The organism is Anoxynatronum buryatiense (assembly GCF_900182905.1).
Taxonomy (GTDB): Bacteria; Bacillota; Clostridia; order Peptostreptococcales; family Tindalliaceae; genus Anoxynatronum; species Anoxynatronum buryatiense.
Map to the genome: position 1 here is coordinate 183614 of NZ_FXUF01000001.1, position 21370 is coordinate 204983.

The window sequence follows — 21370 nt, forward strand, 5'->3', positions numbered from 1 at the left end:
ACATTGGTTCAGTTATGTCACTTTATTTTTCACATCAAGCACTTCAATGAGCTCAAAGTCAATTTGCCGCTGCATCACTTCCACACCAGCCACACGAACACGCACCGGTTCACCGATTTGAAATCGTTTTTTTGTCCGTTCACCGGTGAGTGTCAGATGCTGTTGATCAAAAATATAGTAATCATCTTCCAGGTCACTGAGGCGAATCAAGCCTTCAACCGTATTCCCAAGCTCAATAAACATCCCAAAGGAGGTGATGCCCGATATCAGACCTTCGTACTCATTGCCAATACGGGATTGCATGTATAACGCTTTTTTAAGATCCACCGTCTCCCGTTCAGCTTCTTCTGCAGTGCGTTCCTGTTCAGAAGCATGTGCAGCTGTCTTTTCAAGCCGTGCCACTAAGTTTTCTTTTTCATCGTCATTCGTCACCACACCTTTTGCCAGTACATTCTTAATGATGCGATGTATCGCCAGATCAGGATAGCGGCGAATAGGTGAGGTGAAATGAGAATAGTAGCGGGCAGCCAACCCAAAATGGGTGCCATGAACAGCTGTATAGCGTGCCTTTTTCAAAGATCGAAGCATCATGGTGTTAATGACCGGTGCTTCTTTTTTTCCTTCCACCGCCGCCAGCAATTCCTGAAGTACCTTCGGATGTAAATCGTCACCACTGCCTTTAAGCTGATGCCCAAAGTGATGAACGAATAACCGCAGTTCCTGCATTTTCTCTTCAGCAGGGTCTTCATGAACCCGATAAATAAAGGGTTGCTTTAACCAGTAATAATGCTCTGCAACAGTTTCATTACACACCAGCATGAACTCTTCAATCATTCGGTTAGCTGTTCGCCGCTCTTCCAGCACAATATCCAGCGGATTTCCTTTGTCATCAAGAATCACTTTTGCTTCAGCGAAATGAAAGTCAATAGAGCCACGATCATCCCGTTTATGCCGCAATCGACGATAGAGGGTTTCCATTAACTTCAGGTCATTCTTTAGATGATGATACCGCTTCATCATCTCACCATTCTGATGTTCCAGAAGATCACTTATATCATCGTAAATCATTCTCTCCTTGGAATTGATCACTGTCTCGCAGATATCATGTTTGATCACATTGCCCTTTTTGTCAATATTCATGAAAACAGACAGGGTTAAACGATCTTCACCCGGATTAAGGCTGCAAATACCGTTGGATAGTTCTGGAGGAAGCATGGGCAGCACCCGATCAACCAGATAGACACTGGTGCCTCTCTCATGAGCCTCTGTATCAAGGCGCGTCCCCGCCTTCACATAATGAGCCACATCGGCAATATGAACTCCCAACCGAATTACTTCATTTTCCAGGACTTCCACCGAAATGGCATCATCCAGATCTTTCGCATCGGGACCATCAATGGTGATGATCTGCATCTTTCTAAGATCGAGACGTTTACTGATTTCCTTCTGTGAAATCTGCTGGTCGATCCCTCTGGCTTCTTTCAAAACCGCTTTGGGAAAGCTTTCCTTCAACCCATGCTTGGCAATGATGGCCAACATGTCAGTTTCAGGATCTGCCGGATTTCCCAGTACTTCAGTAATTTTTCCTTCGGGATTACGCCGGTTCTCAGGCCATTGGGTGATGCGACAAACCACTTTGTGTCCATTGGGAACGCCTTTGGCACGATCTGATGGTATGAAAATATCAGTACTGATGCGCTGGTCGTCCGGTACCACAAATCCGTATTTTTTTCCTTTTTCATAGGTGCCGGGAATGTCTGTAAGGCCCCGTTTCAAAACGGTGGCTATTTCACCTTCTGCCTTTTGACCATCAACAGAAGCCTGTCTGATGCGAACCAGCACTCTGTCCATATGCAATGCACCCTTCATGGAATTGGCAGGAATATAGGCAGATGGAAGCGTCCGATCATCGGCATCCACAAACCCAAACCCCTTCATATGTCCTTTCAGAGTTCCCATCATGTATCCCATCTTTTCAGGAATGCCGTAACGGCGTTTTCTGGTTTGCATCACCAACCCTTCCTGCACCAGCTGTTCCAGAACCTCCTGAAACATTTTTCGCTGGCTTTTATGGATTTCCAAGGCTTCCATTAGTTCATGGATCAACATCGGCCGGTAAGCACTTGTTTTCATACAAGTAATAACCTGTTCTTTCAATTGTTCAATACGTGTCGTTTCGATTCCGTTCCCTCCTTCTGCTGGTTCATGTGTGAAAATGAAGGCTATCCTATTCTTACCACCCAAATCCCGCTTCAATCAATATTCGTAGCAGCAGCGGCGTCAGCAGCGCCCTGTGAAATAAGTAGATCGCCGGTATCCCCAGATAAAAGAGTGGCTTTCTGATTTTATGGCGAAACACCAGCATTCCTGCCAGCACTCCCGGGGCACCTCCCAAAATGGATAATCCCATAAAGGTTATTTCACTGATCCGCCACTGTTTTCTAACAGACTTGTATTTATCGATGCCCATTAGCAAAAATGACAGCAGGCCAATCATCAGATAGAAGGCATTGGCGGGGGATAATGGCATGTTCATTCTCCTTTTTGAATAACTTTAAATACCTTTTCTTTGAAAAAAGCCCTTTGCCTGAAAGGGCAAAGGGCTTTTTAACCGGGATTTAGAATAAGCCTGAGAGCCATCCGCCGAAAGTCATGAACAACGGCGCAAAGACAACAGAAACAATGGTCATCAACTTAATCAGAATGTTGATGGAAGGTCCGGAAGTATCTTTAAAGGGATCTCCGACGGTATCGCCGACAACTGCAGCTTTATGAGCCTCACTGCCCTTGCCGCCATGATGTCCTTCTTCGATGTACTTTTTGGCATTGTCCCAGGCACCGCCGGCATTAGCCATCATAATGGCCATTAATACACCGGCAACCAGTGCTCCTGCCAGCAGACCGCCTACAGCTTCAGTTCCCAGCAACAGACCTGTGGCAATGGGTACCAGCACCGCCAGCAGACCCGGCAAAACCATCTCTTTCAGCGCAGCAGCAGTACTGATGTCAACACAGTTGGCATAATCCGGTTTACCGGTGCCTTCCATAATGCCTTCAATGGTACGGAACTGGCGGCGTACTTCTTCAATCATTTCATTAGCCGCTTTTCCCACAGCTTCCATGGTCAGGGCCGAGAACAGGAAAGGCAGCATGCCGCCAATGAGCATTCCGGCAATAACAGTGGGTTTTGTCAGGTCAATGGAACTCAACCCGACAGCAGCGGTATAAGTGGCAAACAGTGCAAGGGCTGTCAGCGCTGCAGAACCAATGGCAAATCCTTTTCCGATGGCTGCAGTGGTATTGCCCACAGCATCCAGCTTATCGGTGATTTTACGAACTTCTTTGGGAAGATCGCACATTTCAGCGATTCCCCCGGCATTGTCGGCAATGGGCCCGTAAGCATCCACAGCAATGGTCATACCGGCTGTCGCCAGCATGCCGACTGCTGCCAGCGCGATCCCGTAGAGACCAGCCGCACTAAAGGCAACTAAAATACCAACAGCGATAAAGATGATGGGGTACATGGTAGACATCATACCCACCGCCAAACCACTGATAATGGTAGTAGCCGGACCGGTTTCAGCCTGTTTGGCAATTCTTTTCACAGAGTCATAGTCACCTGAGGTGTATATTTCTGTAATTTTACCAATTAACATACCTACAACAAGCCCAGTGACCACTGCCATAAAACCACTCAGGTTACCCAGCAGGCTGCGACTCAGAAGAAATGCAACCACAATGGTGATGGCTCCGCTCACATAGGTGCCTCTGTGAAGTGCTTTTGCCGGATTGGAATTTTCATCACCTTTAACAAAGTATGTGGCAACAATGGAAGCAATAATACCGGCAGCTGCCAGAATCAGCGGAAAGAGAGCTCCGTTTAAACCGTAGGCTAAAAGACCCAATGAAATTGCGGAAATAATAGAACCCACATAGGACTCAAAAAGGTCAGCTCCCATGCCGGCAACATCACCCACATTGTCACCCACGTTGTCAGCAATAACCGCTGGGTTACGGGGATCATCTTCCGGAATACCTGCCTCAACCTTACCCACCAGGTCAGCTCCAACATCGGCTGCCTTTGTGTAAATACCACCACCCACACGACCGAAAAGAGCGATGGAGGAAGCTCCAAGGGCAAATCCGGTGATAATGGTGGCAGCTTCTTCGGGAGTTCTCATACCCGAAATCAAAATAAAAAGACCGCCAACGCCCAGAAGACCCAGGCCGACAACTGACATACCCATCACTGCTCCGCCGGAAAAAGCCACACTTAATGCTTTGTTCATGCCGCTTTCTTTTGCAGCATTAGCGGTGCGAACGTTCGCCTGAGTGGCTACCTGCATTCCAAAAAAACCGGCGAGGGCTGAAAAAAGCGCCCCGATGACAAAGCAAACAGCTGTCAACGGGTTAATTCCGATTGCCAGTACGACTGCCAATACAACGACAAAAATAACCAGGGTTTTGTACTCCCTTTGCAGGAAAGTCATTGCCCCTTCATGAATGTAGGATGCGATCTCTTTCATGCGATCGTTTCCCGCATCAACCTTTTTAATTCTGGCGGCAAGCACATACGCAAAAACAAGGGCCGCAATGCCCGCCAAGGGTGCAGCAATGAACTGATTCATTTGATCGTGTCCCTCCCATTAGTTCATAAGTAAGTTGTTACTGAATGGCAACCAAAATAATGGCAACAATAATGAACAGCACTGCACCGGCTGTGGTTACCTTCGTCAGAATGGCTTCGTAGCCTCGGCCCTGCTGTTTGCCAAATAATTGCTCTGCGCCACCGGAAATGGAACCGGATAAGCCGGCGCTTTTGCCGGATTGCATCAAGATGCTTCCGATCAGCACCAAAGAGGCCACCACTTGAATAATCATCAGGAATATTCTAAAACCGCTCATTTTCACACCTCCCATACCATGTCTTTAACATAGCTATTCTATCACAGGCCCTTTTTAAACGCAACAGTTAAAACACCCCTCCCGGGTTCCGGAAGGGGCACACCAACACTGCCACTGAAAGCGGTGCTTATTTCAAATTGTAGAACAACTCTTCGCCGCCAAACTTGGCAGTTTCGCCCAGAATGTCTTCAATGCGCAGCAATTGATTGTATTTTGCCACCCGGTCTGTTCTGGCAGGAGCACCCGTCTTGATTTGCCCTGCGTTTACTGCAACGGCAAAGTCAGCAATGGTGCTGTCTTCTGTTTCACCTGAACGGTGGGAAATGACGCAGGTAAAGCCTGCTTTTTTAGCCATTTCAATGGTGTCGAGAGTTTCAGTAATGGTGCCGATTTGATTCAGCTTAATCAAAATTGAGTTGGCACTTTTTTGCTGAATTCCTTTTTTCAGACGCTTGGTATTGGTAACGAAAATATCGTCACCAACAATCTGAATGCGATTGCCAAGACGCTTGGTCATCAGGTTCCAGCCATCCCAGTCTTCTTCTGCCAAACCATCTTCAATGGAAAGGATGGGGTACTTGTTGATCATTTCTTCGTAATAATCCACCATCTCTTCAGCGGTTTTCTTCACACCTTCGCCTGCCAGATCATAGATTTTTTCATCTTCAAGATAGAAGCTGGAGGCCGCTGCATCCACGGCAATTTTGATGTCTTCACCCGGTTTGTATCCAGCTTTTTCAATGGCTTCCACGATTACTTTAAATGCATCCTCATTGGAAGCCAGATTGGGAGCGAATCCACCTTCATCACCAACTCCCGTGGCCAGGCCGCGGGCTTTCAAGACCGCTTTCAGGTTGTGGTAGACTTCCACACCCATTCGAAGCCCTTCGCTGTACGTGGCTGCACCCACGGGCATTACCATGAACTCCTGGATATCCACATTGTTGTCTGCATGGGCACCACCATTAAGAATGTTCATCATGGGCATTGGCAGCTGTTTGGCATTGACACCGCCGACATATTGGAACAAAGGGAGGTCCAGCGCTTCTGCTGCAGCTTTGGCCACCGCCATGGAAACACCCAGCATGGCATTGGCTCCCAGTTTGGATTTATTTTCAGTGCCGTCCAGTTCAATCATGATTTCGTCAATGGCCACCTGATCAACAGCATCAAGCCCGATGATTTCGGGACCAATCACTTCATTTACATTTTCAACGGCCTTCAGAACTCCTTTGCCCATGTAACGACTTTTATCACCGTCTCTCAGTTCAACGGCTTCAAACAGTCCTGTCGACGCTCCTGATGGTACAATGGCACTGCCCATCACGCCGCTTTCAAGATATACCTCCACCTCAACAGTGGGGTTGCCTCTTGAATCTAATACTTCCCGTGCATATACATCACTGATAATTGTCATAATGTGATTCACTCCTTTTCATAGATAGTTGCTGATTGACTGTTACCTTTACCTTCAATTGCTGGTTACTTGATCAGGCATTGGATGCCCGTTATTTCACCAGCAACGACTGACCGGTCATTTCTTCGGGTTTTTCCAGCCCCATCATTTCCAACAGTGTAGGTGCCAAATCGCACAAACGTCCATTATCTGCAAGGGAAACGCCTTCCATCCCAGCCAGAATCAACGGTACCGGGTTGGTGGTATGAGATGTCACCGGTGCTCCCGACTCTTCATTCAATAATTCTTCTGCATTGCCGTGATCTGACGTGATGAGCAGCGCACCACCCATGGCAATCACTTTGTCGACCACGCGTCCCATGCATGTGTCAACTGTTTCGAGAGCTGTTACCACAGCGTCCATGATGCCGGTATGCCCCACCATATCTGGATTGGCATAATTGAGTACCACCAAATCCAGGTCTTGATCATCGAGGCGCTGGATCAACGCTTCTGTCACTTCATCTGCACTCATTTCAGGTTGCAGATCATAAGTTGCCACCTTGGGAGAGGGCACCAGGATCCGATCTTCGCCTTCAAAGGGTGTTTCGATGCCGCCATTAAGAAAGTAGGTGACATGGGCATATTTTTCGGTTTCTGCTATTCGCAGTTGTTTTTTGCCCTGATAACTGATTGTTTCACCCAGTGTGTTGATTAAACTTTGGGGCGGGTAGGCCACCAGTGGTCCCTCAATGGTTTTGTCATATTGCGTCATGGTCACATACACCAAAGGCAGTTTGCCCGCCGGACGTTCAAAACCATCAAAGGTTTCATCCAGCAAGGCACGTGTCATTTCCCGAGCCCTATCGGGACGGAAATTAAAGAAAATCACGGCATCATTTGGTTTCACACAATGGCCGTCACCATCGTTCAGTCCAATGATAGTGGGTAATACAAACTCATCGTTTTCTCCACGCTCATAAGACTGTTGGATGGCAGCAGCTGCTGTCGCGGCACGGGGTCCGATTCCCTGAACCAGAGCATCATAGGCTATCTTAACTCGCTCCCAGCGTTTGTCTCTGTCCATGGCATAATACCTACCGGAAACTATGCCAATTCGTCCAATGCCGATTCGCATCATTTGATTCTCCAACTGCTCCACATAGGATAATGCACTTTGAGGAGGTGTATCTCTGCCATCCAGGAAGCAGTGGATCACCACATCTGACAGCCCTTCTTTTTTAGCCATTTCCAACAAACCAATGACATGATCCAAATAACTGTGAACGCCTCCATCGGAAAGGAGTCCCATTAAATGCAGTGTGGTTCCCTTTTCCCGGGCATGGTTCATGGCAGTAAGAAAAGCTTCGTTCGTTAGATGGTCACCTTCTTCAATTGATTTGGTGATCCGTGTCAGTTCCTGGTATACAACCCGTCCAGCACCAATGTTTAAGTGACCTACTTCAGAATTACCCATTTGACCGGCAGGCAAACCGACTGCCAAACCACTGGCTTCCACCCTGGTGTGAGAGCAGGTTGCCATCAGCTCATGAAAACGTGGCAGTTGCGCCTGTTTCACCGCATTTCCTGCAACTTTTTCTCTCAGTCCAAATCCATCTAAAATCATTAACACCACAGGTCTCTTCATCAAATCGCTTCCTTTCGCACTAGAAGTGGATGATCCCTAAAAACTCCTCTGCCTTCAGGCTGGCGCCACCCACCAGTGCACCATCAATTTCTTCACAGTTCATGATCTCAGTGGCATTATCCGCTTTGACACTGCCACCATACAATATGCGTATCTTCTCAGAAATGTCGTCTCCATATGCCTGCTCCAGTTGACTGCGAATAAAACCAACGGCTTCATTTGCCTGTTCTGGTGTGGCTGTTCTTCCGGTGCCAATAGCCCATACAGGTTCATAGGCGATTACCAGCTCAGCCACCGCTTCTTCGGTCAGACCGTCCAGATCTTTCTTCAGCTGCTGTGTCAATACTTCAAAGGTTTTATCTGTTTCTCTTTCTTCAAGGGTTTCGCCGATGCATACGATTGGAACAAGTTGCTTTTCAAGTGCTTTTTTGGTCTTTTTGTTAATCATTTCATCTGTTTCACCAAAGAGCTGTCGGCGTTCAGAGTGACCAAGAATGACATAATGCACACCTGCTTCTTTCAGCATGGCAGCAGATACTTCTCCGGTAAAGGCACCCGCATCTTCCCAGTGCATGTTTTGAGCACCCAGCCGGATGGGGGTGTCTTTCAGCTCATTGGCCATACAACAGAGAAGAGGCGCAGGGCAGCAAACAGCCACTTCCACATCGGTATCACCCAGTTCTTCATGAATTTTTTTCACCAGTTCAGTCCCCTGAACACAATCCAGGTTCATTTTCCAGTTGCCTGCTATCAATGGAATACGCATCTATTTCCTCCTTTATTTTTCCGGAATCGCTGCAATTCCTGGCAGTATTTTGCCTTCCAGAAATTCCAACGAAGCGCCGCCACCCGTAGAAATATGGGTCATGGCTTCGGCAAATCCCAATTGTTCAACAGCAGCCGCACTGTCGCCGCCGCCAATAATAGTAACCGCATCACTGGCTGCCAGTGCTTTTGCGACTTCTCTGGTGCCATTGGCAAATGCACTGATTTCAAAAACACCCATAGGACCATTCCAAACAACTGTCTTTGCTTCTTTTATGGCTTTGGTGTATTGAACAATGGTTTCGGGACCAATATCAACACCGATTCCATCAACGGGCATACTTTCCATCATTACTGTCTCGTATGCAGCATCTTCGCTGACAGCATCTGCCGTCACAGTATCCACCGGCAATAACATGGTCACATTGGAAGCTGCTGCCTTCTCCATCAACTCAGTGGCCAAATCCAGTTTATCTTCTTCAAGAAGCGATTTGCCAATTTCAAATCCTTTTGCTTTTAGGAATGTGTAAGCCATCCCGCCGCCAATGATCAATACGTCCACTTTCGTCATCAAATTTTCAATCACGCCGATTTTATCTGATACTTTCGCGCCACCCAGAATAGCGACAAATGGTTTTTCAGGATTTTCCAGCGCTTTGCCCAGAAACTGCACTTCCCTTTCGATGAGGAATCCCATAGCTGCGGGTAAGTATTCGGCCAACCCTGTTGTGGAGCAATGGGCCCGATGAGCTGTTCCAAAAGCATCGTTAACATACATGGTTCCCAGTGAGGCCAACTCTTTTGAAAAGTTTGTGTCATTTTTTTCTTCTTCTTTTCGATAGCGCACATTTTGAAGCAGTAGAATTTCTCCCGGTTTTAAGGCACTAGCCATTTGCTGAGCTGTTTCTCCAGTTACCAGATCGTCATCGGCAAACAAAACAGGTTTGTTCAGCAGTTCTCCGATTCGCTGAGCCACAGGTTTCAGGGAATATTTCGGATTTGCCTCGCCCTTGGGTCTTCCGAGGTGAGACATCAGAATCACAGCCGCCTTTTCTTTCAGCAGATATTCCACAGTAGGCAAGGCAGCACGAATCCTGATATCGTCAGTAATACTGCCTTCTTTCATGGGAACATTGAAATCACAACGCACCAGCACCTTTTCTCCAGACACCTTTAAATCTTCCATTCGTTTTTTGTGAAGCACCGACATACGATCCCTCCTATTCATCATTCATGATCAATGGCCATAGGTTCACGATAGTCACTCATAATAGGTTGCTTTTAAAAGTGTTTCATAATTTCCATTGCGGCAGCTTCGTCTGTTACCAACACCATCGATGGTTTTAATCTGGCAATGGTGAAGATGGCCTCTGCCTTGCGAGCTCCCCCGGCAACACCGATGGCATGTTCCATTTTGAGAAAATCGTTGAAGTTGATGCCCAGGGTTTCAATTTCATGCACGATGGTACCTTCCCGGGTAAAATAGAAACCGAAAGACTCTGCCACTGCCCGTTGCCTCGTCAGCATTTCAATCTGGTCCTGTGTAAATTCCCGGCGCCGCGCCATCTCATCAGCACGACCTATTCCAAAAACGAGACACCGTGTGGTTTTGATGGTTTCCACCACTTTTTTTATGGCGGGGTCATTCAAAACACTTTGCAGAGCTTCTTTACTTAACGTATCAGAAGCATGGAGCAACATATATCGGGCTCCCAGCTTGCGGGCAATTTGTGCCACAACGGTGTTGGCCTGTTTTTCCACTTCGCGGCCAAATCCGCCTCTGGCAGGTACGACAGTTACATGTTCCATCTTACGCACCTGTGCAAGCACTTCAGCCACAGCTGCCATCGTGCTGCCGCCAGTGATCCCCAGCACCATGTCATCTTCCACTGTTTGTTGCAATTGCATTGAAGCAACTTTCGCCATATCATTGAGTACATACTCTTCTTCTTCGAGATTTCCAGAGACCACATAGGCATTGCGGATTCCCAATTTTTTCTGAAGTGAATCCTGAAGATGCCGGATGCCTCTCAGCTGATAGATACTCTCTTTCAGTTTTTGAATCACTTCGCGCCCCTCTGGCGTAACCGTCATGCCTCCAGCCTCAACATCGAGAAGCCCCTGCTGTTGCAAGAAAGAGATTTCCTTGCGTACAATTCGCTCTCCAATCTGTAACTTGCCGGCAAGTAACCGTCGACCGATGGGTTGCCAAACAGCAATGTTCCTCAAAATATGATACCGTTTCTCCATGAGGGTCAGCATTTCAGGCACAATTATTTTTTGAAGATCCAGCAACTCTTTCATGGATTTATCCGCCCTTCTCGGGACACTTTCGATCCCTGTGTTGCATTTTTTGTCCCTATATCGTAAAAAAAGAGCGAGCTCAGGCCCACCCTCATTATATCTTAAATTCCAATGGAGAGCAACTAAAGAAACTCCTTTTTTCAATAACGTTTGCGTTTAGAAGATGCTGGTATTTTCATATCTTCCCGGTACTTTGCAACAGTTCTTCTGGATATTTTGATACCTTTCACCGCCAGTTCGTGGGCAATGCGGTCATCACTCAGTGGTTTTCGTGCATTTTCAGCATCAATGATATCTCTGATATAGTTCTTAATGCTTTCTGATGCAATGCCCTCACCATTTTCGTCGGAGACACCGCTTGAAAAGAAATACTTCAGTTCAAAAGTTCCCATCGGAGTTTCCATATACTTGCCATTTGTCGCACGACTAACAGTAGACTCGTGAACTCCGATCTCGTCTGCCACTTCTTTCAGTGTCATTGGCTTTAAATGCTTTTTGCCGTATTCGAAAAAACAGCGCTGTTTGCGAACGATCATTTCAACCACTTTATAAATGGTTTGCATGCGTTGTTCAATACTTTTGATCAACCACATGGCGCTGTTGAATTTATCATTGAGAAATTTGACCGCATCGTGATTCTGCTCTTCGCTCGATAACATTTTTTGATAGTCTTTACGAATGGTCAGCCGGGGACTGTTTCGGTCGTTGGGGATGATATAGTAATCATCGCCCACTTTACGAACCACCATGTCAGGTACCACATACCGGTTGTCGGTATCGGCATACATGCGCCCGGGTTTGGGTTCCAGTGTTTTAAGGTAATCACAGATTTCCTGTACCTGAGCTGAAGAAATGTTCAGTTGTTTGGCAATGAGGGGATACTTGTTATCTGCCAGGTCATCCAGGTAATGATGAATAATTTGGTAAACGTTTTCATTCCTGATTCCTGCGGCACGACATTGAATGGCAAGACATTCACTAAGGTTCCGCGCCCCAACGCCGACAGGATCAAAGCTCTGTACAATTCTCAACACATATTCCACCGTTGCAGGATCTTCCTCCAGCTCCCGCGCGATCTCTTCCACTCCTGCTGTCAGGTAGCCGTTGTCATCCAGGCTGTGGATAATATACTCGCAAATCTCATGATAAGCTGCATCCAGCAGGGTTAAATGGTATTGAAACAGTAAGTGTTCTTGCAGTGTTGGGTTTTTAAAAATGATATTCTCATAATTGAAATCATTATCACGATTGTGATGAAATGCTTCTTTACAGTATTCATAGTTATCAAAGTCTTCCACATATTCTTTCCAGTCAACTTTATTTTCGGGACTGGGTTCTTCTTTGGCGGCTTTTTCTTCTTCATTGATCTCAATGACAGGGTTGCTTTCAATTTGCTGTTCAATGTATTCTTCCAGCTCCAATGAAGTGAACTGAAGGATTTTGATGGCCTGTCGCAGTTGCGGTGTCATCACCAGTTTCTGTGATTGTTCCAAATGAAGATTGTATCCCATTTCCACTGCCATCACCTCCCAAATCTTCATGTTGATTACCGTCCAACGATTCTGTAGTTATTATACCATTGTTCCGGAAAAATAAAAAGACTTTTCCATTAACCGGCTTATTTTGGCACATAATTTGCATATGTTTCACACGCATTCGATTTCTTCCTGTACTAAATATCCGGTTTGCCTCAGCAGCGCCAACGATTTTTCCAAATTTCGATGATTGACCATAAGGATCGGCCCGGTGCATCCCATGCCGCTTTCCGCATAAATGCCATTTTTCCAAATAAGCTTCACTGCCTGTTCAATGTCCATGATATCAACACCTGAAATGCCACTGGTCACTGGTTCTCCCAGTGGTGAAACCACCTCTTCATTGTTTCTGGTTCCTTTTCCGTTCCGGTCAGTGTTTAAAGATTTGATTAACCTCTGTAACCCCGCACGATGTGCCAGATCAAACTCTTTCTTGGCCACCTGATTCAGTTTTCCTTTCGCCAGCTGAACAGCATATAAAACAGCATTCTGAACAACAGAATAGCCTGAGGCTCTTGATATGACCATTGCCAGGCGTTCGTAGTTTTCTCCGATACCGGGGCCATAGCCGGCTCCCACCGATTCACTGCTGCCCCCAGTCATAAAAGTTGCGCACATTTTCATGGTGATATTACCTGTTAGAGAATCTTGCACCAGCACATCCGGCGTACCCGCTATCACATCATTACCTCTCATGATACAGCCGGACTCAGGACGCACAGAACTGGCGAACTCAATGGGGTAACCATTTGCAGCCAGTTGATGAAGCGCCTTTTCTGTTTGACGGGCACCATCCACATTGAGAATTCCCACACGAGGTGTTGCAATTCCCATTGTTTTTGCCACGATTATGCCATAGAGCGCATTCATCACCATGGCCGAAGAACGGTTTAATGCTGCCGTTCCTGAAGTGGTTGCCAGATAAAAATCCCGCCCTTTTCCGGGCGCCATCATTTTGCCCACTGATGCAACCCCTATTGGATAAGTGTAATGGGTTGTAATGCAGGCATCAAGCATTCCGTAATCCAGCATCGTTTCCATTTTTCGATGCATTTCTTCTTCAGTTGAGGCTTCAAATTGAAGTAAATGGGTCTGTTGACGCGGGCCTATAAGCACCACTTCAAACTCATCCATGCGACCGGAAATTTCCTCCGCGGCTTTCACCCAGTTTTCCACTCCAACTTCGCAGCCCAGTATTGTCAGTCCAATTTTTATGTTTCTGCCGAATTTTCCACTTTCGATAGCATCGGCAATCTGGTAAAAAACCTCTCCCGCGATTTTCTTGACAGAGAGCTGTTCAGGCATGGCAATGCACCTCGATTTCTATGATTCCCGATCATCCAGCAGCTTGGACGCAAAATCCCGCATGAGCGACGCGATCATCATTTTGACTTCATCCTCAGAGATCATTTTGCCGTTTTCCTGCTGTACTTCTCCTGGGTTTTTTTCCAATATAAATGAGATACCGTCAAACTGATTGGTCAACCTGGCAAGGAACAAACTGCCTTTACCAACAATCATGGCGCGATGTAATTCGTTATTGAGAAAAGCCTGGCGGGCATGCCCGATATAGGGAATCCCTGAAGGGATATGACCCTGGGTAGGTGCCCAGCCCGGAAAACCATGTTGTTCTCCAAAGGTGGCCACTTCACGCTGCTCCATTTCTTCCCGCTTGACTCCCAATGCCGCAATCATTTTATAGTTAGCTTCCGGCACATCACCGGCCCCGGCAGGGCGGGTTATATCTGGATTCTGCATTTCAACAGAGTAGCGATCAATGTCCCGTATTTTATAGCCCGCTTTATCAAGGGGCATGGTGACCAACGATGTGATCACTGCTTGAGGAGAAGATCCTGTGGAAACAGTATGACGACCAATAAGATCGGTGCGAATAATGGGATTAACCCCATCATTTTCGCTTATCAGCACTGCAAACCCAGCAACCATATCTTCAAGAACTGGAATGTCCTTTGCCATATGCTCCCGGGCATTCATTCCCAGCTTTGCCAGGGTACCCCCAGCCGTGACCAAGACATTTTTATAAATTTTTGACTGCACCAGCGCTGCTGCCTCCACAATGGCGTGAGCAGGCGCCGCACAAAAAGCCCGGGTGTCTGAACCGGTGGCATTACCAGCACCGATGGCTTCGGCAATGGCCTTAGCAAAATTTCCGCCACCCCTCTGCGTCATATCACCCGCTGCATTCTCTGAACATTCAATTACGTAGTCGATGTCTAAAGGATCAATTCCGTTTCTATCCAACAGATTCAGGCAGGTCAAAACTGCCGAAGCTTTCGTGGCCAGATTTTCCATGATGACCAACGGTGACAGGTTTGGGTCAAATTCATGACCTCGTTTCACGCAGCCGATTATTTTGCCTTCCAGTTCAAGCGGTGTGGCCTGCTGTTCTTCGATAAGGTAACGAAGGCTTTCCAGTTCTTCCCCTTCTTTAAGTCGGGCAATCCGAGCTTCGTTGAAAAGCGGGTGTTTTGATAGCTGTTTTTTCAACACAGACGTAAAACTTTTTTCAAGGCGGATGAGATCGAACACATCTGCCGTTTTAACCAGCCCGATGAATTCTTCCTGGGGCATGATTTCACCAAAAGCACCATATCTGTCGGCACCGGAAAGTGGATGTTCGTACCAGGGAGTCCCAAGGCGCCGAAGCTGTTCCGGGTTCATTTCTCCAATATATACCTGATTGGGTGGATAGGCCACCACTTCATCGAATGTGCGCAACGAGTCAGGCAGTTTCTTCATAAATTCAGCTGTCGGATTAATATGCACTGCTTCACGTCCAACTGCACTGAAGCGTGCCATCAAACCGGCGGCATGAGCCAGGGTATAACCTTCTGCTTTGATAACAGGAAAAAACACCAGAGTCACCTCCAAAGGTATTGTATACACTTAAACAGCATTGATGTATTACCTTTACTTATTACAACTTACAACTCAGTCATGTTTTGCCTTGTATGTGCAATGTTTCCATGATGAAAGAACAGCGCCAGAGTCCCCTGCCCAGTATGAGTTCCAATGGTGCAACCAATTTCTGCCAGAATGATTTCTTTTGGTTTCAGCATCTCCTGTGCCTCCTGTTGAAAAACGGCTGCTCTTTCAGGAACGTTGGAATGAGCGATGACAATGGTTTTGTCTGTGAAATCACGTTGCTGTTGCAATGCCAGTTCCAGCATTTTGTGAATCACTTTTTTGGCACCTCTCACTTTATCCAGCGGATCAACCAGTCCGTCATGAACCGTTAAGATGGGCTTGATGTTCAGTATGTTTGCCATCATTGCTTTCCCAGGATTAATGCGCCCGCCTTTCTGCAGGTACTTCACCGTATCCACTGTGAAAAGATGAGTGATATTCACCGCAAAAGAAGCAGCAAAATCTGCAGCTTCATCAAGGGTTGCTCCTGATTCAATGCGCCGCGCAGTTTCCAGCACTGTTAGTCCGGCACCCATACACAGACCCATGGTATCCACCACGCGAATGTCCGCAGATCCGATGGTTTCTTTGGCAATAAGTGCAGATTGGTGTGTTCCGCTGGCTTTTGATGAAGCGTTGATGCAAAGCACCTGTTTTCCGTCAGCGAGCGCTTTTTCAAAGACAGCCTGAAAGGCTGCCGGTGTTACCTGAGAAGTGCTGGGAAGTGCTTCACTTTCGTTTAATCGGTGATAGAAGTCTTTACTGGTCAGATCAACTCCATCCAGATACGCTTCCACTCCGAAAAAAATGGTCAACGGGACAATCTGAATATGGTGTTTTTCTGCCAGAGACTGGGGAATATCTGTCATGCTGTCCGTGATAAGTTGGATGGTTCTCATTTCGATTCCTCCTTCATCTCTATTCTTCATCTCATTTCAGGAAAGCGCCATTGCCTGAGAACTTCGTATGCAACAGCTGCCACTGCATTGGATAAGTTTAGTGACCTGGCGCGGGGATTATCATTCATCGGAAGTTTGATGCAGCTATCTTCATAAGCCAGTCGTATTTCTTCCGGCAAGCCGGCAGTTTCTCTTCCGAAAAGCAGGTAGCAGGGTTGCGGGTAGTTGACTTGATGATAATAACGAGTGCCTTTTGTGGTTAGACAGAAGGGCACCGGATGATCATTTTGATGAAGAAATGTATTGAAATCCTGGTATCTTTTCAGTTGAAGAAGATCCCAGTAATCCAGTCCGGCCCTTTTCACCATTTTATCCTCCAGCGAAAAACCTGCCGGTTCAATAATGTGTAAGTGCGCGCCTATAACAACACAGGTGCGGGCAATGTTGCCTGTATTTTGAGGGATTTCAGGTTGATATAAAACAATATGCAATGACATGTTGTCCTCCTGGTGGTATGGGTTTATCAACTCCATGATTGACCTTTGTTCCGATTATACCACAGTTGAGATTTGCCGCAATGAGTGTTTTTAAAATCCCCCATGGGGTATGCAATACAGCAACAGTCAATGACATTTTTGTCATGCAACCGGAAAGGAGCTTTCCTATGAAACCCTTCAGTTCTCGCATCACGCACCTTTATCACAGCGGCTTTTCCATTGAGACCCTTCACCACTTTTTAGTGTTTGACTACGTTGAACCAACAGGTGGAATGCCCACCAAACCTATTGCCGGCTCACTGGATCTTAATCAACTGGCCAGACGGGATAACGTATATTTTTTCATCACTCACCACCACCAGGATCACTTCATGCCTCAGCTTTTTGATTATCAGGAATCGAATCCTGCTGTTCAGATTATTGCTGGCGATGGCGTGCCGTTGCCGGCACGTGAAAACTGCCACCTGATGAAACCCTATGAAAAACTTCAAATTAACGAGGTATCCGTCGAGGCCTTTGGTTCGACGGATGCAGGCGTTTCTTTTTATGTTCAAACAGACCATCTGTCTTTTTTTCATTCAGGCGACTTGAATTGGTGGCACTGGGAATCATTTTCACCACAACAGCAGCTGCAGGAAGAGAAGGATTTCAAAGAGGAAATTCATCGCCTCCAGGGCAAACGAATCGACGTGGCATTTGTTCCTGTTGATCCTCGTTTGGGAACTGCTTATCACTGGGCGGGCACTTGCTTTATCGAGACCATTAAACCCAGTCTCTTTATTCCCATGCATTTCGCCAATGACTTTTCAGTCACCCGGCGGTTTGCCACTCAGGTTGCCGACACTGAGTCTCGTGTGATTGTTCTCAACCATCGCGGACAACAAATTGAATACACGAAGAACTGAGGAATTGCTCCTTGTAATCAGAAAACCGTCCACCACTTGGAAGGACGGTTTTCTTATTGATGTGTTTGGTGATCGACAGTTCTTGAAAAGATGCGATTTCGATATTTTTCCAGCAACAGTAATAATGGATAGCCCAACCCATAACAGGCAGCCATTTGTCCGACACCAACCCAGAGCATCATTATCCATATGGGCGCCTGATCAGGCGATCCCAAAAACAAATAATAGAGCATGGCTCCGATCATGACGGCATTCACCACAACCGGCGGCAATGGGACCAGCCAGCGGCGCCGCATTTTGGAAGACATAAAGGCAGCCAGGGTAGTGGCTGCTGTTCCCACCACAATATCCACCAGTCCGTACGGGCCGATGATATTGGCAATCAGGCAGCCTACCGCCAGCCCCGGAATTGCAGCCGGTGTGAGAAAAGGCAGAACTGTCAACGCTTCAGACACGCGCACCTGAATCATCCCATAGCTGATGGGACGAAAAAGAACCGTCAGCGCGGTATAGATGGCAGCGATCATGGCTGCGTGCATCCAAAAGGTTGTTTTTGCTTTCATTGGAAGACCATTCCTTTCGATGTTCCTATCTTGAGAAAAATAACATGACAACAGTTCGTGTCAGACTGTTTCAGGCACTTGAATATCTTACCCTGTTCCCACTTGATTGGCAAGGCTTTTTTGAAATCTTACTTCATTGACGCCGCTTAGGTTCAACAGGTATAATAAGATGATTTATGTGTTTCATTAGAAGGAGGTTTTTTCATGCATCGTATTCGCATCATGACTGACAGCACCAGCGATCTGCCTGACTCGTTTGTACAGGAACATCATATCGCTGTGATTCCACTTTATGTCAATTTTAACGATCGCGTCTTTCGCGACGGTGTTGATTTAAATCCAGAACAGCTTTACCAGACCGTTGCTGAGACTGATGTTTTCCCCAAGACATCCAGTCCCTCACCCAGCGACTTTCTGGCACGTTTTACCCCTGCCATCGAAGCAGGTGACGACATTTTGTTTATCGGCATCTCCTCCAGACTGTCATCAACCATTCAAAATGCCCGCATCGCTGCCTCAGAATTTGAAGACCACCGCATTGAAGTCATTGATTCACTCAATCTCTCTGCCGGCATTGGCATTTTAGTCATGAAAGCTGTGATGCTTTTGCAAGAAGAATCTCTTTCCCTTTCTCAACTGGCAGACCGTATACGCACCCTTGTTCCCAAGGTGCGTACATACTTTGCAGTTGATACACTGGAATATCTTCACCGGGGTGGCCGCTGTTCGGCGATGGAAAACCTGGTGGGCAGCATGTTGCGGATTCGACCAATTTTGGAGGTGGTGGAAGGGCAGATCATCGTCAATCGCAAGGTTCGGGGTAAACGCGAGAAGCTGATGAATGAAATGCTGGAGTTGTTTCGCCACGATCATCCTTATATTGTCGCTTCTCCGGTGGTGGTGAACCAGTCTATGTGTGCTGAAGATGCACAAAAATTGTCACAACAGATTCTCGACCTCATGCCAGAGGCCACCATCACACTTACACAGGCTGGTTGTGTTATCTGCAGCCACTGTGGTCCCAAAACATTCAGCATTGTTTTTTTGAGGCCTTAGGCAACTCTTGATTTAAGTTACTCTTGATGTGGACATTTTAAAGTTCCGATAATCCCCGAAGAACACAGAAACCCTCCTGGTGTGGAGGGCTTCTGTGTTCTTATTTCTTATTGACCTTTATTTGCGTTTGTTTGCGTTTGTTTGTCGCGTGTTTTGCAATAATTGGAAATGTCTTTAATGGGCAGGATAAGCTATTTCTTGTCCAGGGAAGATCAAATGCGGATTTGCAAGTTGATTCATTTCTGCCAACATTTCCCATGTGGTGTGATGTTGTTGCGCAATACGCCACAGTACTTCACCCGGCTGAACAACGTGAATGCCATGTTCAGAAACTGGCATTGGCATTGGTGCGGCTTCGGGCTCGTCTGTCATATGATCATCCATCACCGGAACTTCTATTACGGGTTCCTCTTCCACTGCTACCGGCAACTCTCCTGCAACAGTGATTCGGCCTTCCACCTCCGGTGCAATTTCACCAGCTGCTGCCAAATAATCTGCCAGCGCTTCATCCATGGCCATCATACGCGCGACTGTAGGCAGTCCGCCCAACATGGTGTAATCGTCTCCTCCAGCTGCCAGGAAATCATTGGTCGCCAGTAGATAGCTTGCTTCCATATCAATGGGCTCACCATTCACCATCAGGTTGACAATTCGATCACCCACAGAACGGCTCAGGTCTATCTGATAAGACATCCCTGCCACGTGGGGGAATCCGCCGCTGGCTTCAGGGTAGGCACGTGTACCGTGTTCCAGTATTTCTTTCACAACGGCACCCGGCACTTCTTTTACCTCAATGTTGTTACCAAAAGGAAATGCTGTGACAACATCACCCCGCGTAATCACGCCAGCTTCAATACTGGCTCTGATACCACCGCCATTGGTGAAGGCAATATCTGCTCCCGCAGCATTTTTGAGGACATCTGCAATCAGATTTCCAAGATTGGTTTCACCGGTTCTCACAAAGTCTCGTTCACCTTCAAGCTTCACAGCTGTGCTTCCCAGTGGTTCGGCTAACATTTCTTCCAGCTCAGCCTGTTGAGCCGCAAAGATTTCTGTCACCGCTTCATCTGCTTCAAGCGCTTCATCGCCGCTGACAACAACTACTCCTGCCATTGTTTCAACAACCTGGCCGTCCACAATACTCAGCTCGACAATACCCATGTGACTTCCATGGTATCCAGCGCTGACGATCAGTGTGTCACCGGCCATCATGCCGTCTTCCAACAGGTCGTGGCTGTGACCGTCAACAAAGACATGAATGCCATCAACCTCTGTCGCCACTGCGGTACTGCGTGCCCCATATTCCGTTTCTTCGTCAATTCCCAGATGACCAATGGCGATAATTACATCTGCCATATCTTTCAGCTCTTCCACCATTGCTGCTGCTTCGCTCACAGGATCAACAAAAGTCAGTCCGGTCACATTGTTTGGATGGGTTTTAAACAGGGTTTCTGGCGTGGCCAGTCCAAAAATGCCCACAGTAAAACCATCCATTTCAACCAGCACATATGGATCCAGCAATCGGGTACCATCAGCTTTGTAAACATTGGCTGCCAGAATCGGGAAATCCGTCAGTCCATCCAGTGCCACCAATCGACTTTGCCCGTAATTAAAGTCGTGGTTCCCGGCAGTCATGGCATCGTACCCTACAGCATTCATGAGCGTGGCAATGCTGGCACCTTCAGGTACCGTTGCAAAGGGAATCCCATGAAAGGTATCTCCTGCATCCAGGAGCAACACCTGATGGTCACCGTCGCGATATTGGCTGACAAGTGTTGCCAGTTTGCCAAATGCCTCTCCCCGACCATGAATATCATTGGTATGCAAAATAATTAACGATTCTGCGTGCTCATCCGCAAATACCACCAGGGTTCCAAAACTGCTGAACATCAGGGCAATCACCATCACCCACAGGAGCAGCTTCCTGTTTACTTTGCCTGTCATCATTACACATCCTCCTTTTAATTTG

18 protein-coding genes are annotated in these 21370 nt (G+C 47.1%); 2 read left to right on the forward strand and 16 right to left on the reverse strand.

Going from position 1 to position 21370, the window contains the following annotated elements; genetic code table 11:
- Positions 1-12: 12 nt before the first annotated feature.
- From rnr to QOL74_RS00875, 14 genes are all read right to left on the reverse strand, one after another.
- On the reverse strand, positions 13-2157 hold the full coding sequence (gene rnr / locus QOL74_RS00810) for a ribonuclease R (protein ID WP_283407524.1): 2145 nt from the start codon (positions 2155-2157) through the stop codon (positions 13-15).
- A 76-nt stretch (positions 2158-2233) separates the two neighbouring features.
- Positions 2234-2530, reverse strand: a complete 297-nt coding sequence (locus QOL74_RS00815) for a DUF1294 domain-containing protein (protein WP_283407525.1) — start codon at positions 2528-2530, stop codon at positions 2234-2236.
- 88 nt (positions 2531-2618) lie between these two features.
- Positions 2619-4628, reverse strand: a complete 2010-nt coding sequence (locus QOL74_RS00820) for a sodium-translocating pyrophosphatase (protein ID WP_283407526.1) — start codon at positions 4626-4628, stop codon at positions 2619-2621.
- 37 nt (positions 4629-4665) lie between these two features.
- Positions 4666-4905: a preprotein translocase subunit SecG gene (gene secG / locus QOL74_RS00825; protein ID WP_283407527.1), complete on the reverse strand. Its 240-nt coding sequence runs from the start codon at positions 4903-4905 to the stop codon at positions 4666-4668.
- 127 nt (positions 4906-5032) lie between these two features.
- Positions 5033-6322: a phosphopyruvate hydratase gene (eno, locus tag QOL74_RS00830; protein ID WP_283407528.1), complete on the reverse strand. Its 1290-nt coding sequence runs from the start codon at positions 6320-6322 to the stop codon at positions 5033-5035.
- 91 nt (positions 6323-6413) lie between these two features.
- A complete protein-coding gene (gene gpmI / locus QOL74_RS00835; RefSeq protein WP_283407529.1) occupies positions 6414-7952 on the reverse strand; it encodes a 2,3-bisphosphoglycerate-independent phosphoglycerate mutase in 1539 nt (512 codons plus the stop codon).
- Between the two features lie 16 nt (positions 7953-7968).
- Complete coding sequence (gene tpiA, locus QOL74_RS00840; protein WP_283407530.1) at positions 7969-8715, reverse strand: triose-phosphate isomerase; 747 nt, start codon at positions 8713-8715, stop codon at positions 7969-7971.
- 12 nt (positions 8716-8727) lie between these two features.
- A complete protein-coding gene (locus QOL74_RS00845; RefSeq protein ID WP_283407531.1) occupies positions 8728-9924 on the reverse strand; it encodes a phosphoglycerate kinase in 1197 nt (398 codons plus the stop codon).
- Between the two features lie 71 nt (positions 9925-9995).
- Positions 9996-11018 (reverse strand): sugar-binding transcriptional regulator, encoded by a 1023-nt coding sequence (locus QOL74_RS00850; RefSeq protein ID WP_283407532.1) that lies wholly within the window; start codon positions 11016-11018, stop codon positions 9996-9998.
- Between the two features lie 140 nt (positions 11019-11158).
- Positions 11159-12559, reverse strand: coding sequence for an RNA polymerase factor sigma-54 (gene rpoN / locus QOL74_RS00855; protein WP_283407533.1), 1401 nt, complete (start codon positions 12557-12559; stop codon positions 11159-11161).
- Between the two features lie 105 nt (positions 12560-12664).
- Entirely contained in the window at positions 12665-13858 is a 1194-nt protein-coding gene (gene grdD / locus QOL74_RS00860; RefSeq protein ID WP_283407534.1) for a glycine/sarcosine/betaine reductase complex component C subunit alpha, read from the reverse strand.
- Positions 13859-13876: 18 nt separating this feature from the next.
- Positions 13877-15430 carry a glycine/sarcosine/betaine reductase complex component C subunit beta gene (grdC, locus tag QOL74_RS00865; RefSeq protein WP_283407535.1) on the reverse strand — a complete coding sequence of 518 codons (1554 nt, stop codon included), beginning with the start codon at positions 15428-15430 and terminating at the stop codon, positions 13877-13879.
- Between the two features lie 68 nt (positions 15431-15498).
- Positions 15499-16380, reverse strand: coding sequence for a DegV family protein (locus QOL74_RS00870; protein WP_283407536.1), 882 nt, complete (start codon positions 16378-16380; stop codon positions 15499-15501).
- A gap of 26 nt (positions 16381-16406) precedes the next feature.
- Complete coding sequence (locus tag QOL74_RS00875) at positions 16407-16877, reverse strand: tRNA (cytidine(34)-2'-O)-methyltransferase (RefSeq protein WP_283407537.1); 471 nt, start codon at positions 16875-16877, stop codon at positions 16407-16409.
- 167 nt (positions 16878-17044) lie between these two features.
- Between QOL74_RS00875 and QOL74_RS00880 the strand changes: the two genes are divergently transcribed.
- Positions 17045-17782 carry an MBL fold metallo-hydrolase gene (locus QOL74_RS00880; protein WP_283407538.1) on the forward strand — a complete coding sequence of 246 codons (738 nt, stop codon included), beginning with the start codon at positions 17045-17047 and terminating at the stop codon, positions 17780-17782.
- Positions 17783-17835: 53 nt separating this feature from the next.
- Here QOL74_RS00880 and QOL74_RS00885 read toward each other — a convergent pair whose 3' ends face one another.
- On the reverse strand, positions 17836-18345 hold the full coding sequence (locus QOL74_RS00885) for a QueT transporter family protein (protein WP_283407539.1): 510 nt from the start codon (positions 18343-18345) through the stop codon (positions 17836-17838).
- Between the two features lie 204 nt (positions 18346-18549).
- On the opposite strand from QOL74_RS00885, the gene QOL74_RS00890 reads away from it, so the two are divergent.
- On the forward strand, positions 18550-19401 hold the full coding sequence (locus QOL74_RS00890; RefSeq protein WP_283407540.1) for a DegV family protein: 852 nt from the start codon (positions 18550-18552) through the stop codon (positions 19399-19401).
- 174 nt (positions 19402-19575) lie between these two features.
- Here the strand turns inward: QOL74_RS00890 and QOL74_RS00895 are convergent, their stop codons facing one another.
- The gene (locus QOL74_RS00895) at positions 19576-21348 is read right to left on the reverse strand and encodes a 5'-nucleotidase C-terminal domain-containing protein (RefSeq protein ID WP_283407541.1); all 1773 of its coding nucleotides are present in this window, start codon (positions 21346-21348) and stop codon (positions 19576-19578) included.
- Positions 21349-21370: the final 22 nt, after the last annotated feature.